This is a genomic window from Hydrogenophaga sp. (assembly GCF_050182545.1).
Lineage (GTDB): Bacteria > Pseudomonadota > Gammaproteobacteria > Burkholderiales > Burkholderiaceae_C > Hydrogenophaga.
Genome location: NZ_JBFXCD010000001.1, coordinates 102,926 through 115,824 on the forward strand (window position 1 = coordinate 102,926; position 12,899 = coordinate 115,824).

Here is a 12,899-nt window from a genome sequence, read left to right on the forward strand (position 1 = left end):
ACGGTGTTGGTGGCATCATTTGCGCATGGCCACTCTGCGCGTCGCAACCTACAACATTCACAAGGGCGTGCAGGGCCTGGGCCCCGGGCGCCGGCTGGAGATCCACAACCTGGCGCACGCGGTGGAGCAGTTCGATGCCGACATCGTCTGCCTGCAGGAGGTGCGCCGCCACCACCGCAAGCTGGAGAAACAGTTCACGCGCTGGCCCGACCTGGACCAGGCCGGCTACCTGTCACCCGAAGGTTACGAATCGGTCTACCGCACCAACGCCACCACGCGCCACGGCGAGCATGGCAACGCCTTGCTCTCACGCTGGCCGGTGATCGATGTGAAGCACTCCGATGTGTCGGACCACCGCTTCGAGCAGCGCGGCCTGTTGCACGTCAACCTGCTGGTGGACGGCGTGGAGGTGCATGCAATCGTGGTGCACTTCGGTCTCATCCATGCCAGCCGCGAGCGGCAGGTGCAGCGCCTTGGGGCTTACATCCTGAGCACCGTGCCCGCGGGTGCGCCCCTGATCGTGGCGGGCGATTTCAACGACTGGGGTGCACAACTCCTGCGTCCCATGGCTGCCATGGACCTGCATACGTTCGAAGGCATTCGGCTGGCCACCTATCCGTCGCGCCTGCCGCTGCTGCACCTGGACCGGGTCTTTGTGCGGGGCCTGCGGCTGGTGTCTGCCAAGGTGCCGCATGGCAGGGTGTGGTCGCGCATGTCGGATCACCTGCCCTTGATTGCCGAGCTGGAACTGTGATGGCGGCCATGCACCAGAGCCCCGCCAGCGGCCGTGTCGCACCGGGAACGATGCGTGCCGGCCACCAGCTCCTGCTGCTGCAGGGCGGTGCGGAGTTCTTTCCCGCCCTGGTCGAGGCGATGGACGCCGCGCGCATGGTGGTGCACCTGGAGACCTACATCTTCACGTTCGCTGGGTCTGCCCTGAGTGTGGCCGAGGCCCTGGAACGCGCCGGGCGGCGGGGCGTGGTGGTGCGCCTGCTGGTCGATGGCGTGGGCACGCCCCATGTACCCGAAGAATGGCGAAAGCGCTTCGCCGATGCGGGCGTGACCCTGCGCATATACGCCCCCCTGGGGCGCCTGGGCCTGTTGCTTCCGAGCCGCTGGCGCCGGCTGCACCGCAAGCTCTGTGTGGTCGACGGTCTGGTGGGGTTCTGCGGCGGCATCAACATCATCGATGATCAGGATGACGTGGCGCTGGGACGCCTGAGCGCTCCACGGCTCGACTTTTCCCTGCGCGTGGTGGGCCCGCTGGTTGATGACATGGTCGAGACCATGGAACAGCTCTGGTGGCGCATGCTCGCCGCGCAGCGCGCGCGCCAGCGCGCGTTCAAGGCCGCGTGGGACGCTTTGCGTGCGTCCAGGCCAGTGGGGGATTTTTCGCGCCTGCTGCATGCATTCGACGCCCCGGCATCCACCACCAACGGGGAGACTTCGCCGCTGCCGCTGGGTGTCGACGGCGCACGCGCCACCTTGCTGCTGCGCGACAACGTGAGCCATCGGCATGACATCGAACGCGCCTACCTCAAGGCCCTGGGCGAGGCGCGCCAGGACATCGTGATCGCCAACGCGTATTTCATTCCCGGGCGCAAGCTGCGCCGCGCCCTCACCATGGCCGCATCGCGCGGCGTGCGCGTGCGGCTGCTGTTGCAGGGCAAGTACGAGCACTTTTTGCAATCGCGCTCGGCGCGCCCGGTGTATCAGCAACTGGTGGACGCCGGCGTCCAGATCCACGAGTACGCACCCAGCGCGCTGCACGCCAAAGTGGCGGTGGTGGACCGGCGCTGGTCCACCGTGGGGTCGACCAATCTCGATCCGCTGTCGATGCTGCTGGCGCGCGAAGCCAACGTGATGACGACCGACCGGCGTTTCTCCAGCCTGTTGCACAGCTATCTGGACGACCTGGTGCTGCACGCCAGCCAGGTGCTGGACGCGCAGGCGCTGGGGCGGCGACCCTGGGCGCAGCGCCTGCTGGACCGTGTCGCGTTCGGCGTCATGCGCACCGTGCTCTTCCTCACCGGGCATCGTTACTGAGAGCAAGCCTTGATGCCCCCGGGCGCGGCCGGGCAAGAGCGGCCTGTCCACCGCCCCGCAAACACCGGTGTTAGCATGCCTCATGCTGACGAAAACCGCATCCGACATGACATCCGAAGTCCCCCCCGATGCCGACATTGGCGTGCCCGTTTCCGTCAAGATCCGGGAGCGCGTGAAGGCCGCGCGCCAGCGTTTTCACTCCAACGACAACATCGCCGAATTCATTCAACCGGGCGAGCTGGAGAAGCTGCTCGACGAAGTGGCCGAGAAGATGCAGGGCGTGCTCGACGCCATGGTGATCGACACGGAAAACGATCACAACACCGGCGACACCGCGCGACGCGTGGCCAAGATGTACATCAAGGAGGTGTTCAACGGTCGCTACGTCAAGGGGCCGAGCATCACCGAGTTTCCGAACGCCGAACATCTCAACGAGCTGATGATCGTCGGCCCGATCACCGTGCGCAGTGCCTGCAGCCACCATTTCTGCCCGGTCATCGGCAAGATCTGGATCGGCGTCATGCCCAACGAGCACACGAACGTGATCGGTCTCTCCAAGTACGCGCGCCTGGCCGAGTGGATCATGGGCCGCCCGCAGATCCAGGAAGAAGCCGTGGTGCAACTGGCCGACCTGATCCAGGAAAAGACCCAGCCCGATGGCCTGGCCCTCGTGATGGAGGCCAGCCACTACTGCATGGCCTGGCGCGGCGTGAAGGACATGAACAGCAAGATGATCAACTCGGTCATGCGCGGCGTGTTCCTCAAAGACCCCAACCTGCGGCGCGAATTCCTCTCGCTCATTCCCCGTCAATCCTGAGGCCCAACATGCTGGTACGCCTGCTTTACGTCAGCCGCGCTGTCGACAAGGACTGCTCCAAAGCGATCGACTCCATCCTCGAAGCCTCGCGCGCTCACAACCTGGGTCACGGCATCACCGGGGTGCTGTGTTATGGCGGCGGGGTGTTCCTGCAGGCCATCGAAGGTGGGCGAGGCGCGGTCAACGCACTCTACAACCACATCGTGGCCGACCCTCGCCACACCGAGGTGGTCTTGCTCCACTACGAAGAAATCACCGAACGCCGCTTCGGCGGCTGGACCATGGGCCAGGTCAATCTGTCCAAGCTCAACACCTCGATCGTGCTGAAGTACTCCGAACGCCCCGAGTTCGACCCTTACGCCGTGTCCGGCAAGGTGTCGCTGGCCCTGCTCGAGGAGCTCATGGCCACCGCCAGCATCATCGGCAGGGCCTGATTTTCCCTGGACGATGAAGCCGCAGCGAGCCCATCGGGCGCTGCGGCTTTTGTGTGCCGGATGTCACCATGTCGCTGACCGCGTTTTCCTTGATCGTGCTCGCGGGCCTGATCCACGCCGGCTGGAACATCGCGGCCAAGAAGGCAGCGGGTGACGCGCGCTTTGCCTTCTTCAGCGCCTTTCTCATGATGCTGTTCTGGGCGCCGCTGGGCTGGTGGCTCGGGCGCGACGAGGTGCCGCGCTGGGGCTCGACCGAATGGGCCTTTGTGGTTGCCAGCGGCGTGCTGCACGTCTTCTACTACGTGATCCTGTTGCGCGGCTACCGCAAGTCCGATCTCACCGTGGTCTATCCGTTGGCACGGGGCTCGGGCCCGCTGCTGTCCTCGCTGGTCGCCATCGTGTTCCTGGGTGAGCGCATCTCGGCGCTGGGGGCCCTGGGCATCGCGGGCGTGGTGGGCGGCGTGTTCCTGATTGCCGGTGGCCCGGGCCTGCTGCGCGCCGCGCACGACCCGGTGGCGCGCCGGCGCGTGCACAAGGGCATGGTCTACGGCCTGCTCACGGGCGTCTTCATTGCCTCGTACACGGTGGTCGATGGTTATGCGGTCAAGGTGCTGCTGATGTCACCCATCCTGGTCGACTACATGGGCAACTTCGTGCGCGTGGCCCTGCTCGCGCCCAGCGTCCTGCGGGACCTGCCAACGGCCGCGCAGCACTGGCGCCTGCAATGGCGCTTTGCCCTTCTGGTGGCGGTCGTGAGCCCGGTGGCCTACGTGCTGGTTCTCTACGCCATGCGCGAGGCACCCATCTCGCACGTGGCGCCGGCGCGCGAGGTGTCCATGTTGTTCGCCGCGCTGATCGGCGGCCATCTGCTCGGCGAAGGAGACCGCGTGGCACGCGTCTTCGGTGCCCTGTGCATCGCGGCCGGCGTGACGGCACTGGCCCTGGGATGAGCGAACCCGTGCCGCGCACGCTCCTGGGCTGCGACTTCACCAGCGCACCGGGCCGGCGAAAACCCATCACGCTGGCCGTGGGCCGCAGCGATCGCGGGCGCGTGCAGCTCGAGCGCATCGAGCGCTTCGAAACGCTCGATGCCTGGGCCCGGCGCATCGCCGCGCCGGGTCACTGGGTGGGCGGCTTCGACCTGCCGTTCGGTCTGCCGCGAGAGCTGGTTACCGCCCTGGACTGGCCGACGGACTGGGCGGACTGCATGGCGTTCTATGGCGGCCTGTCGCGCGCGACCATTCGCGAGACGTTCGCGGCGTTCTGCGACGCACGGCCCGCGGGCTCGAAATTCGCGCACCGCGCGACCGATCGGCCCGCCGGCTCCAGCCCGAGCATGAAGTGGGTCAACCCACCCGTGGCGTTCATGCTGCATGCGGGCGTGCCCCGTCTGATGGCGGCCGGTCTCACGCTGCCCGGCCTGCTGGCGGGCGATGGCACGCGCGTGGGCCTGGAAGCTTATCCCGGCCTGCTCGCGCGCAGCGTGCTGGGCACCGTGCCGTACAAGAGCGACGAGAAGGCCAAGCAGACGCCACAGCGCCTGATCGCACGCAAGACCCTGGTCAACGCGCTGGAGAACGGCCAGGCAAGGCTGTTGCAGGCCGACGGCCTGCGCCTGAAGCTCACGCACGCGCAACGCGATGCATTGGCGGACGACGCCAGCGGCGACAGCCTGGACGCCGTGCTGTGCCTGCTGCAGGCAGCCTGGGCCGAGCGGCGTCACCATGCCGGCGATGCCCGCTGGGGTCTGCCCGACTTCGACCCACTTGAAGGCTGGATCGTCACGGCCTGAGGGTTTTTCCGCCCAGGTGACAGCGGGAGATCCTTGGCCTGCCTAGAATGCATCGGGTCCGGCTGCGTGCCGGACACAAGCGTTCTCAGGGCGGGGTGCAATTCCCCACCGGCGGTGATGGCGGCGCCAGAGGGCGATCGCACGAGTGCCGCGAGCGCCCGCGCGCCGGTGCAACCGGCATGCGGGGTCAGCAGACCCGGTGGGATCCCGGGACCGACGGTCACAGTCCGGATGAAAGAGAGCGCGAGCCATGCACCACCGCGCGCCTTCGGCGTGGCGGCGGCGTTTGCGCTTGTGCGCCCTGATTTGTTGGCCCCTCTTCCATCCGAGGACACCATGAATCAGACCGAGCCTTCCCCACCCGTTCAGCTGCCCAGCGGCCTGCGCTTTGCGTTCGTCGAGGCCGCCTGGCATGCCGACATCGTGCACCAGGCGCGCGATGCTTTCTTCGCCGAAATGGCGCTCGGCGGCTTTGGCGCCGACGCCATCGATGTGTTCGATGTGCCCGGCGCGTTCGAGATTCCGCTGCACGCGCAGCGACTGGCCCGCTCGGGCCGCTACGCCGCCATTGTGGGCAGCGCGCTGGTGGTCGATGGCGGCATCTACCGGCACGATTTCGTCTCGCAGACGGTGGTCCAGGCCCTCATGGACGTGCAGCTCGACACCGGCGTGCCCATGATCTCGGCCGTGCTCACGCCACACCACTTCCATGAACACGCCGAGCACCGCAAATACTTCCTGCGCCACTTCGCGGTCAAGGGAACCGAGGCCGCCCAAGCCTGCCTGCAGACCGTGGCCGGACTGCGCCGGCTCGACGCGCTGCTGGCGGCCTGATACGCTGCGCATCGGACCAAACCCGGTCCGACACAACCCCAGATTGCCGACCATGCGCCGGCGTGCGCCATGACTCTCCAACGATTGCCGACCCCCGCGCTGCGGCCGTTCGTGGTGCGGCTCTGGGCGAGCGACGAACGTGTGGCCCAGGCGAGCGACGCAGCGCAGGTGCGCGAACACATGCTGCCCACCGGCGCGATGCACCTGGTGTTCCGTCTGACCGACAGCCCACTGCTTATTGCCGACCGGTCGGGTGGCGCTCATGTGCAAGCGCTCGGACCTGTAATGGTCGGCGGGGCGCGGTCGCGGTTTTATATGCGCGAGTCGCGCGCGCCCTCGTGTTCGGTGGGTGCCATGCTGCATCCAGGGACGTCCCTTGGCCTTTTCGGCGTGACCGCCGACGAGTTGGCACAGCAACACACGCCGCTGGACTTGCTCTGGGGCGCTTCGGCGCTGGAACTGCATGAGCGCCTGCTGGAGGCACGGGGGCCCGAGGCCCGGCTGCTTGTGTTCGAGTCCGCGCTGCTGGCGCGGCTGCCGCGCGTGCATGGCCTGCATCCGGCGATTGCCGGTGCCCTTGCGCCGATGGCGTGCGGTCAACCAGTTGCGGAGGCCGTGCGGCGCAGCGGTGTCAGCCACCGTCGGTTCATCGAGTTGTTCCGTCAGGACGTGGGCCTGACACCCAAAGCCTGGCAGCGCGTGCAGCGCTTCCAGCGTGCGCTGCCGGCGCTGGGCGAGCGCAGTGATGGGGCGGTGGCACTGGCATCCCTGGCGGCCGACTCCGGTTACAGCGACCAGTCCCACTTCAACCGCGATTTCCTGGCTTTCGCCGGCGTCACACCCCTGGCGTACCGCGCGCGTGCAGGTGTCGAGGCGAATCACCTGCCCGTCGACGAAAGATTTCCGGTCCGGCGCGGCTGACGTCAATTTTGTTCTATACCGCTGCGCCCGCCGTGGGGAAGATGCCATCTTCGTCCACCATCCATCCGGGGAAAACCATGAAGATCGAAGAAGTGTTTGCCTACCTGTGTGTCTCCGATACCGCGGCCGCGATCGATTTCTACCAGCGCGCCTTTGGCGTGAGCGAGAAGTTCCGCCTCACGGAACCTGGTGGCCGCATCGGCCATGCGGAACTCGCGTTTGGCTCCATGACGGTGATGCTGTGCGACGAGTTTCCCGAATTCGGCATCCGCTCGGCCAGCACCATTGGCGCGACGCCGGTGTCCATCCACCTGCACGTGGACAATGCCGATCGCATGATTGAGCGGGCTGTCCGCGAGGGAGCGACGCTCGAGCGCGAGGCGCAGGATGCGTTCTACGGCGAGCGCTCGGGCGTCGTGCGCGACCCCTTCGGACACCGCTGGCTCATCGGTCACCACATCGAGGACGTGGACGCGGACGAGATGCAGCGGCGCTACACCGGGATGCAGGGAGGCACCGAAAAACGCCCGGATTGAATGGTGCGCAGCCTGCGGGCGCGCGACCCATTGCCGGTGAAGTCATGCACGGTGGGGCAATGCCGCGCGCATGGTGCATCATGTGCGCCAGCGCGGCGCCGCCGACAGCCTGGTCGAACGGTGCGAGCGCCATCACAGGAGCGAATCATCATGAACGCAGCCAAGCTGGTCGGCATTGTCCTTATCGTCGCGGGCGTGCTCGGCCTGGTGTACGGCAGTTTCAGCTATACCAAGGACACGGAAGCCGTGAAGCTGGGGCCGCTGGAGCTGTCGGTGAAGCAGAAGGAAACCGTCAACGTGCCAGTGTGGGCGGGCGTGGGCGCCATCGTGATCGGCGCGGCCCTGCTGGTGCTGGGCGGCAGAAAGGGTTGACGGCGTTGCGGGTGACCCCGCCCGCGCGCCACTGCCGTGTGCACGTGCTGTGGTGGCTGGGCGTCTGCCTGGCGTGGCCCGTGTCCGCTGTGGACGAGGGCGCGGCGTATGCCGCCCGGGTCACGCGTGTGTTCGATGGCGACACGGTGTGGGTCAAGCCCCTGCAAGGCGGTCGCTACCGCAAGCTGCGGATTGATGGCATCGATGCGCCCGAGATCTGCCAGAGCGGAGGGGTCGCGTCGCGCGAGGCGCTGGCCCGGCGGGTGTTGAACCAGGTGGTGGAGGTGCGGGTGCACCGACACGACGACTATGGTCGCGGGCTCGCGCGCCTTGCACATCAGGGCGATGACGTCGCGGCCTGGATGGTGAGACAGGGGCAGGCCTGGTCGTACCGCTGGCGGCGCAGCCTCGGCCCCTTTGCCGACGAAGAAGCGGCCGCACGCGCCAAGCGCCGGGGCTTGTTCGGGGACGCCTCGCCGGAGCTGCCGCGCGACTTCCGCCGCCGTCACGGGCCGTGTCAGCTGCCCTGAATCGATGGGCGCTCAGTGCGCCTGTCCGCACGCGGCGCAGTGCGGATCGCGCGGCAGCCTGACGGAGTTGAAGGCCAGGTCCCGCCCGTCCAGCATGAGCAACTGGCCCGTCATGCGCGAGCCCAGGCCAGTAAGCAGTTTGAGCGCCTCGGCCGCCTGCATGGTGCCCACGATGCCGACCAGCGGAGCGAACACGCCCATGGTGGCGCAGAGGGCTTCCTCCACGCCGGCGTTCTCGGGAAAGACGCAGGCATAGCAGGGGCTGTCGGCGCTGCGGGCGTCGAACACGCTGAGCTGCCCGTCCATGCGGATCGCCGCGCCGGAGACGAGCGGTTTGCGGTGCTTCACGCAGGCGCGGTTGATGGCGTGGCGGGTGGTGAAGTTGTCGGTGCAGTCGAGCACCACGTCCGCCTCGGCCACGAGGGTGTCCAGCAGGGCATCGTCCGCGCGCCGCAGCACGGGGACGACGACGACGTCCGGGTTGATCGCGGCGATCGCCTCGCGCACCGATTCGGCCTTGGGCCGGCCCATGCGCGCCAGGTTGTGGGCGATCTGGCGCTGCAGGTTGGTCGCATCCACCGTGTCGTGGTCGACCACCGTGATGCGGCCCACGCCCGCGCTGCCCAGGTACAGCGCGACCGGCGAGCCCAGTCCCCCGGCGCCGATCACAAGCGCATGCGAGGTCAGCAGGGCCTCCTGGCCTTCGACCCCCACTTCATCGAGCAGGATGTGGCGCGAGTAGCGCAGGAGCTGGGTATCGTCCAAGGGTCTCAGCGCGGGCAGGGGAAGGCCTGCCCGCGTGGTCCGTCAGTTTTCTTTTTTCTCTTCGGCGCGCTGGGCCAGAGTCTTGCTGACCATGACCGGGCGGCCCTTGAGCTGATTGAGCGCCTGCTGGAGCTGGAAGTCCTTGTCGGTGCCGAATTCGGGCACCAGGCGCTGGTTCGGGTTCTTCTTCGCTTCTTCTTCCAGGCGTTGGCGCGCGGCTTCGCGGGCTTCGTCGCGCTGCTGGGCGGCGGCGCGCTCGGCATCGGTCATGGGTTGACCGCTGCGCGCGGCCTCGGCACTGCTTTCCAGGTGCTTCTGCAGGTCGGCCTCGCGGGTGCGAAGGGCGGCGAACACATTGCCTTCCAGGGTTTCGTCCACCAGCACGTCGGGCACGATGCCCTTGGCCTGGATGGAATTGCCCGAGGGCGTGTAGTAGCGCGCCGTCGTGAGCTTCAGGCCGGTATCGGGACCCAGCGGGCGCACGGTCTGCACCGAGCCCTTGCCGAAGGTCTGGCTGCCCAGGATGGTGGCGCGCTTGTGGTCCTGGAGCGCGCCGGCCACGATCTCGCTGGCCGAGGCGGAGCCCTCGTTGACCAGCACCACCAGCGGCACGCGCTTGAGCGCCCCCCGGGTGTTGTCCGTCAGGCGTTTGATCGGATCACTACCGCCGCGGCGCAGGTAGTGCTGTGGTATCGCCTTGTAGGTGAACTTGCTGTCTTCGAGCTGCCCGTTGGTGGACACCACGGTGACGTTCTCGGGCAGGAAAGCCGCGGACAGCGCCACGGCCGCATCGAGCAGGCCGCCCGGGTCGTTGCGCAGGTCGAGCACCAGGCCCTTGAGGTTGGGCTCGGTCTTGTAGATGTCCTCCACCTTGCGCGCAAAGTCCTCGATCGTGCGTTCCTGGAACTGGGAAACGCGAACCCACGCGTAACCCGGTTCCACCACCCGCGACTTGACGCTCTGCGTCTTGATTTCCTCTCGGGTGATCGTCACGGGGAACGTGCGGTTCTCGTCCTTGCGAAAGATGCTGAGCAGCACCTTGGTGCGTGGCTCACCACGCATGAGCTTGACGGCTTCGTTGATGGTCAGGCCCTTGACCATCGTGTCGTCGATCTTGGTGATCAGGTCGCCCGTTTTCAAGCCAGCGCGGAACGCGGGTGAATCCTCGATGGGCGAGACGACTTTGACCAGACCGTCTTCCATGGTGATCTCGATGCCCACGCCGACGAAGCGGCCGCTGGTGCCTTCGCGGAATTCCTTGAACGACTTCTTGTCGAAGTACTGGGAATGCGGATCAAGGCTGGCGACCATTCCGGAGATCGCGTCGGAAATGAGTTTCTTCTCATCCACGGGCTCGACGTAGTCGCTCTTGACCATGCCGAACACCGCCGCGAGTTGCTGCAACTCTTCCAAGGGCAGTGGCGCGAGCGAGCCGCGTGCCACCGCCTGGAGTTGCACCGTGGTCAGTGCCCCGGCGATCGCGCCAATGGCCACCCAGCCAGCGATCTTGAGCTTGTGACGCACCTGTTTAGCCATCGAAATACCCCAGTAAAAAAGCCCTTGCAGGACCTGATAGACCCTGACGGGTCAATATACACCTTGGAGCATCCGCTGATGCTTCGGTTCCCGGGCCTCGCGAAGCGGTATTGCCGCGGCGCGTGACGAAGGTCCGCGTCAGGCCTTGCCCTGGGCCGCCACGGCGGCGGCGGCCTGCGCGGCGGCGGCGGCGTCACCGAGGTAATAGTGCTTCAGCGGCTTGAGCTCCGCGTCAAGCTCGTAGACCAGCGGAATGCCGTTGGGGATGTTGAGGCTGACGATCTCCTGGTCGGAAACGCCGTCGAGATACTTCACCAGCGCGCGGATGCTGTTGCCGTGCGCGGCCACCACGACGCGCTTGCCGGCCTTGATGGCAGGCGCCATGGCTTCGTTCCAGAATGGGAGCACGCGCGCCACCGTGTCCTTGAGGCACTCGGTCAGCGGAATCTCCCCCGGTTTGAGGCGGTCGTAGCGGCGGTCGCCGCGCTCGCTGCGTGGGTCGTCCGGCTCCAGCGCGGGCGGTGGCGTGTCGTAGCTGCGGCGCCAGATCAGCACCTGTTCGTCGCCGTACTGCTTGGCCATGTCGGCCTTGTTCAGGCCCTGCAGGGCACCGTAGTGGCGTTCGTTGAGGCGCCAGCTGTGCACCACCGGCAGCCAGGTGCGGTCCATCTCGTCGAGCACGTGCCACAGGGTGCGGGTGGCGCGCTTGAGTACGCTGGTGTAGGCCAGGTCGAAGTCGTAGCCTTCGGCCCTGAGCAGGCGACCGGCGTCCCTGGCCTGTTCCAGCCCGGTGGGCGTGAGGTCCACATCGGTCCAGCCGGTGAAGCGGTTTTCCAGGTTCCAGGTGGATTCGCCGTGGCGAATCAGGACGAGTTTGTACATGGGGCGCGGGTCTCTGAGGATGAAAACGGGTGGGAGAAGCGGGCTCCCGCCGCGATGCCGGACAGGGGCGTCCGGAAATGGCACAGCCATACATTCTAAAATCCCGGGCTTACTCGAAAGGTGCCCTGTGAGTTTCTTCCTCGAAAACTGGATTCTGATTGCCGTGGCGTTTTCCGCCGGGGTCATGCTGGTCTGGCCCGCCGTGTCCGCCGGTGGGCGCGCCGGCTCGCTCAACGCGGCGCAGGCCGTGCAGCTCATGAACCGCAAGAAAGCGGTGGTGGTGGACGTGCGCGACGCGACCGAATTCGCGGCGGGCCACGTGATCGGTGCGAAGAACCTGCCTCTGGCCGAACTGGAGGCCCGGTTGCCCGGCACGGTCAAGAACAAGGCCACGCCGGTGATTCTGGTGTGCGGCAATGGCGCCACGGCCAACAGGGGCGCGGCGATCGCGAAGAAGCTCGGCTACGAGAACGCCCATTCCCTGACCGGCGGCATGGGTGCCTGGCGCGCGGCCAACCTGCCGGTGGAAAAAGCCTGATCATCGGGGCCCTCGTTCATACAGTTCCGGCGGTTTTTCACATGGCAAGAGTCAAGATGTTCACCAGCGCGTACTGCCCCTATTGCAGCAGGGCGCGTGCGCTGCTGGATCGGCGGGGCGTGGTCGACGTGGAAGAGATCTTCGTGGACGGCAAACCCGAGTTGCGCGCCCACATGACGCAACTGACGGGGCGCACCAGCGTGCCGCAAATCTTCATTGGCGACACCCACGTGGGCGGCTGCGACGACCTGCACGCGCTGGACGGCCGGGGCGGCCTGGAGCCTTTGCTGCAGGCCTGAGTCACGGTGGCCGCCTGCCGGGCTGACATAATCGGTCCAGTGCCCGCCGCAGGGAGCGCGTTCCCCGGCGGGTTTGTTTTTTTCACTTCTCAGCAGCCCTCGAGACAACACCATGGCAGAAAACCAGGACCCCGTCTTCCAGATCCAGCGCGTCTACCTCAAGGAGGCGTCGCTGGAGCAGCCCAATTCCCCGGCGATCCTGCTTGAGCAGGAACAGCCCTCGGTGGACATCCAGCTCGGCGTGGAAGCCAGCCCGGTGGCCGACGGCGTGTTCGAGGTCTGCGTCACCGCCACGGTGACGACCAAGATCAAGGACAAGACCGTGTTCCTGGTGGAGGCCAAGCAGGCCGGTATCTTCGAGATACGCAATCTGCCGGAGGACCAGATGGGCCCGATCATGGGGATCGCCTGCCCGCAGATCGTTTACCCCTACCTGCGCAGCAATGTGGCCGACATCGTCCAGCGCGGTGGATTCCCGCCCGTGCATCTGGCCGAGATCAACTTCCAGGCCATGTACGAGCAGCAGCAGGCCCAGGCCGCAGACGGCGCGCCGCGCATCGTCACGCAGTAATTCCGGTCGCTGGTGACCGGACGCCC

17 protein-coding genes and 1 riboswitch are annotated in these 12,899 nt (G+C 66.8%); of the genes, 14 read left to right on the forward strand and 3 right to left on the reverse strand.

Annotation, left to right across the window (positions count from 1 at the left end; all coding sequences use genetic code 11):
* Window positions 1–25 precede the first annotated feature (25 nt).
* The 11 genes from AB7P10_RS00540 to AB7P10_RS00590 all read left to right on the forward strand — a co-directional run bounded on the left by AB7P10_RS00540 (window position 26) and on the right by AB7P10_RS00590 (window position 8,282).
* Window positions 26–754 carry an endonuclease/exonuclease/phosphatase family protein gene (locus AB7P10_RS00540; RefSeq protein ID WP_428291882.1) on the forward strand — a complete coding sequence of 243 codons (729 nt, stop codon included), beginning with the start codon at window positions 26–28 and terminating at the stop codon, window positions 752–754.
* Between the two features lie 8 nt (window positions 755–762).
* On the forward strand, window positions 763–2,046 hold the full coding sequence (clsB, locus tag AB7P10_RS00545) for a cardiolipin synthase ClsB (protein WP_428291883.1): 1,284 nt from the start codon (window positions 763–765) through the stop codon (window positions 2,044–2,046).
* A gap of 82 nt (window positions 2,047–2,128) precedes the next feature.
* Window positions 2,129–2,863, forward strand: coding sequence for a GTP cyclohydrolase I (folE, locus tag AB7P10_RS00550; RefSeq protein ID WP_428291884.1), 735 nt, complete (start codon window positions 2,129–2,131; stop codon window positions 2,861–2,863).
* Between the two features lie 8 nt (window positions 2,864–2,871).
* Entirely contained in the window at window positions 2,872–3,297 is a 426-nt protein-coding gene (locus AB7P10_RS00555; protein ID WP_428291885.1) for a BLUF domain-containing protein, read from the forward strand.
* Window positions 3,298–3,365: 68 nt separating this feature from the next.
* Window positions 3,366–4,247 carry an EamA family transporter gene (locus tag AB7P10_RS00560; protein ID WP_428291886.1) on the forward strand — a complete coding sequence of 294 codons (882 nt, stop codon included), beginning with the start codon at window positions 3,366–3,368 and terminating at the stop codon, window positions 4,245–4,247.
* Complete coding sequence (locus tag AB7P10_RS00565; protein WP_428291887.1) at window positions 4,244–5,089, forward strand: DUF429 domain-containing protein; 846 nt, start codon at window positions 4,244–4,246, stop codon at window positions 5,087–5,089. The genes AB7P10_RS00560 and AB7P10_RS00565 overlap by 4 nt, the downstream gene beginning before the upstream one ends.
* A 77-nt stretch (window positions 5,090–5,166) precedes the next feature.
* Window positions 5,167–5,336, forward strand: a riboswitch (FMN riboswitch).
* A gap of 89 nt (window positions 5,337–5,425) precedes the next feature.
* The gene (locus AB7P10_RS00570; RefSeq protein ID WP_428291888.1) at window positions 5,426–5,923 is read left to right on the forward strand and encodes a 6,7-dimethyl-8-ribityllumazine synthase; all 498 of its coding nucleotides are present in this window, start codon (window positions 5,426–5,428) and stop codon (window positions 5,921–5,923) included.
* Window positions 5,924–5,992: 69 nt separating this feature from the next.
* Window positions 5,993–6,844, forward strand: a complete 852-nt coding sequence (locus AB7P10_RS00575) for a helix-turn-helix domain-containing protein (RefSeq protein WP_428291889.1) — start codon at window positions 5,993–5,995, stop codon at window positions 6,842–6,844.
* A 77-nt stretch (window positions 6,845–6,921) separates the two neighbouring features.
* A complete protein-coding gene (locus tag AB7P10_RS00580; RefSeq protein ID WP_428291890.1) occupies window positions 6,922–7,380 on the forward strand; it encodes a VOC family protein in 459 nt (152 codons plus the stop codon).
* Between the two features lie 150 nt (window positions 7,381–7,530).
* The gene (locus AB7P10_RS00585) at window positions 7,531–7,752 is read left to right on the forward strand and encodes a hypothetical protein (RefSeq protein ID WP_297655781.1); all 222 of its coding nucleotides are present in this window, start codon (window positions 7,531–7,533) and stop codon (window positions 7,750–7,752) included.
* A gap of 11 nt (window positions 7,753–7,763) precedes the next feature.
* Window positions 7,764–8,282: a thermonuclease family protein gene (locus AB7P10_RS00590; RefSeq protein WP_428292176.1), complete on the forward strand. Its 519-nt coding sequence runs from the start codon at window positions 7,764–7,766 to the stop codon at window positions 8,280–8,282.
* 12 nt (window positions 8,283–8,294) lie between these two features.
* Here AB7P10_RS00590 and AB7P10_RS00595 read toward each other — a convergent pair whose 3' ends face one another.
* The 3 genes from AB7P10_RS00595 to gpmA form a co-directional block, all read right to left on the reverse strand.
* The gene (locus AB7P10_RS00595) at window positions 8,295–9,047 is read right to left on the reverse strand and encodes a HesA/MoeB/ThiF family protein (RefSeq protein ID WP_428291891.1); all 753 of its coding nucleotides are present in this window, start codon (window positions 9,045–9,047) and stop codon (window positions 8,295–8,297) included.
* A 42-nt stretch (window positions 9,048–9,089) separates the two neighbouring features.
* Window positions 9,090–10,571: a S41 family peptidase gene (locus AB7P10_RS00600; protein ID WP_428292177.1), complete on the reverse strand. Its 1,482-nt coding sequence runs from the start codon at window positions 10,569–10,571 to the stop codon at window positions 9,090–9,092.
* 150 nt (window positions 10,572–10,721) lie between these two features.
* Window positions 10,722–11,465, reverse strand: coding sequence for a 2,3-diphosphoglycerate-dependent phosphoglycerate mutase (gene gpmA, locus AB7P10_RS00605; protein ID WP_428291892.1), 744 nt, complete (start codon window positions 11,463–11,465; stop codon window positions 10,722–10,724).
* A gap of 127 nt (window positions 11,466–11,592) precedes the next feature.
* On the opposite strand from gpmA, the gene AB7P10_RS00610 reads away from it, so the two are divergent.
* The 3 genes from AB7P10_RS00610 to secB all read left to right on the forward strand — a co-directional run bounded on the left by AB7P10_RS00610 (window position 11,593) and on the right by secB (window position 12,873).
* Window positions 11,593–12,003, forward strand: coding sequence for a rhodanese-like domain-containing protein (locus AB7P10_RS00610; RefSeq protein WP_428291893.1), 411 nt, complete (start codon window positions 11,593–11,595; stop codon window positions 12,001–12,003).
* A 41-nt stretch (window positions 12,004–12,044) separates the two neighbouring features.
* Entirely contained in the window at window positions 12,045–12,302 is a 258-nt protein-coding gene (gene grxC, locus AB7P10_RS00615; protein WP_428291894.1) for a glutaredoxin 3, read from the forward strand.
* Between the two features lie 112 nt (window positions 12,303–12,414).
* The gene (gene secB / locus AB7P10_RS00620) at window positions 12,415–12,873 is read left to right on the forward strand and encodes a protein-export chaperone SecB (protein ID WP_428291895.1); all 459 of its coding nucleotides are present in this window, start codon (window positions 12,415–12,417) and stop codon (window positions 12,871–12,873) included.
* Window positions 12,874–12,899 lie beyond the last annotated feature (26 nt).

What these genes read in the sequence shown, in the direction of transcription:
- clsB (WP_428291883.1), top strand. Translation starts at nt 763, where the DNA reads ATGCACCAGAGCCCCGCCAGCGGCCGTGTCGCACCGGGAACGATGCGT.
- AB7P10_RS00570 (WP_428291888.1), top strand. Translation starts at nt 5,426, where the DNA reads ATGAATCAGACCGAGCCTTCCCCACCCGTTCAGCTGCCCAGCGGCCTG.
- gpmA (WP_428291892.1), bottom strand. Translation starts at nt 11,465, where the DNA reads ATGTACAAACTCGTCCTGATTCGCCACGGCGAATCCACCTGGAACCTG.
- AB7P10_RS00540 (WP_428291882.1), top strand. Translation starts at nt 26, where the DNA reads ATGGCCACTCTGCGCGTCGCAACCTACAACATTCACAAGGGCGTGCAG.
- secB (WP_428291895.1), top strand. Translation starts at nt 12,415, where the DNA reads ATGGCAGAAAACCAGGACCCCGTCTTCCAGATCCAGCGCGTCTACCTC.
- folE (WP_428291884.1), top strand. Translation starts at nt 2,129, where the DNA reads ATGCTGACGAAAACCGCATCCGACATGACATCCGAAGTCCCCCCCGAT.
- AB7P10_RS00580 (WP_428291890.1), top strand. Translation starts at nt 6,922, where the DNA reads ATGAAGATCGAAGAAGTGTTTGCCTACCTGTGTGTCTCCGATACCGCG.
- AB7P10_RS00575 (WP_428291889.1), top strand. Translation starts at nt 5,993, where the DNA reads ATGACTCTCCAACGATTGCCGACCCCCGCGCTGCGGCCGTTCGTGGTG.
- AB7P10_RS00555 (WP_428291885.1), top strand. Translation starts at nt 2,872, where the DNA reads ATGCTGGTACGCCTGCTTTACGTCAGCCGCGCTGTCGACAAGGACTGC.
- AB7P10_RS00565 (WP_428291887.1), top strand. Translation starts at nt 4,244, where the DNA reads ATGAGCGAACCCGTGCCGCGCACGCTCCTGGGCTGCGACTTCACCAGC.
- AB7P10_RS00560 (WP_428291886.1), top strand. Translation starts at nt 3,366, where the DNA reads ATGTCGCTGACCGCGTTTTCCTTGATCGTGCTCGCGGGCCTGATCCAC.
- AB7P10_RS00585 (WP_297655781.1), top strand. Translation starts at nt 7,531, where the DNA reads ATGAACGCAGCCAAGCTGGTCGGCATTGTCCTTATCGTCGCGGGCGTG.
- grxC (WP_428291894.1), top strand. Translation starts at nt 12,045, where the DNA reads ATGGCAAGAGTCAAGATGTTCACCAGCGCGTACTGCCCCTATTGCAGC.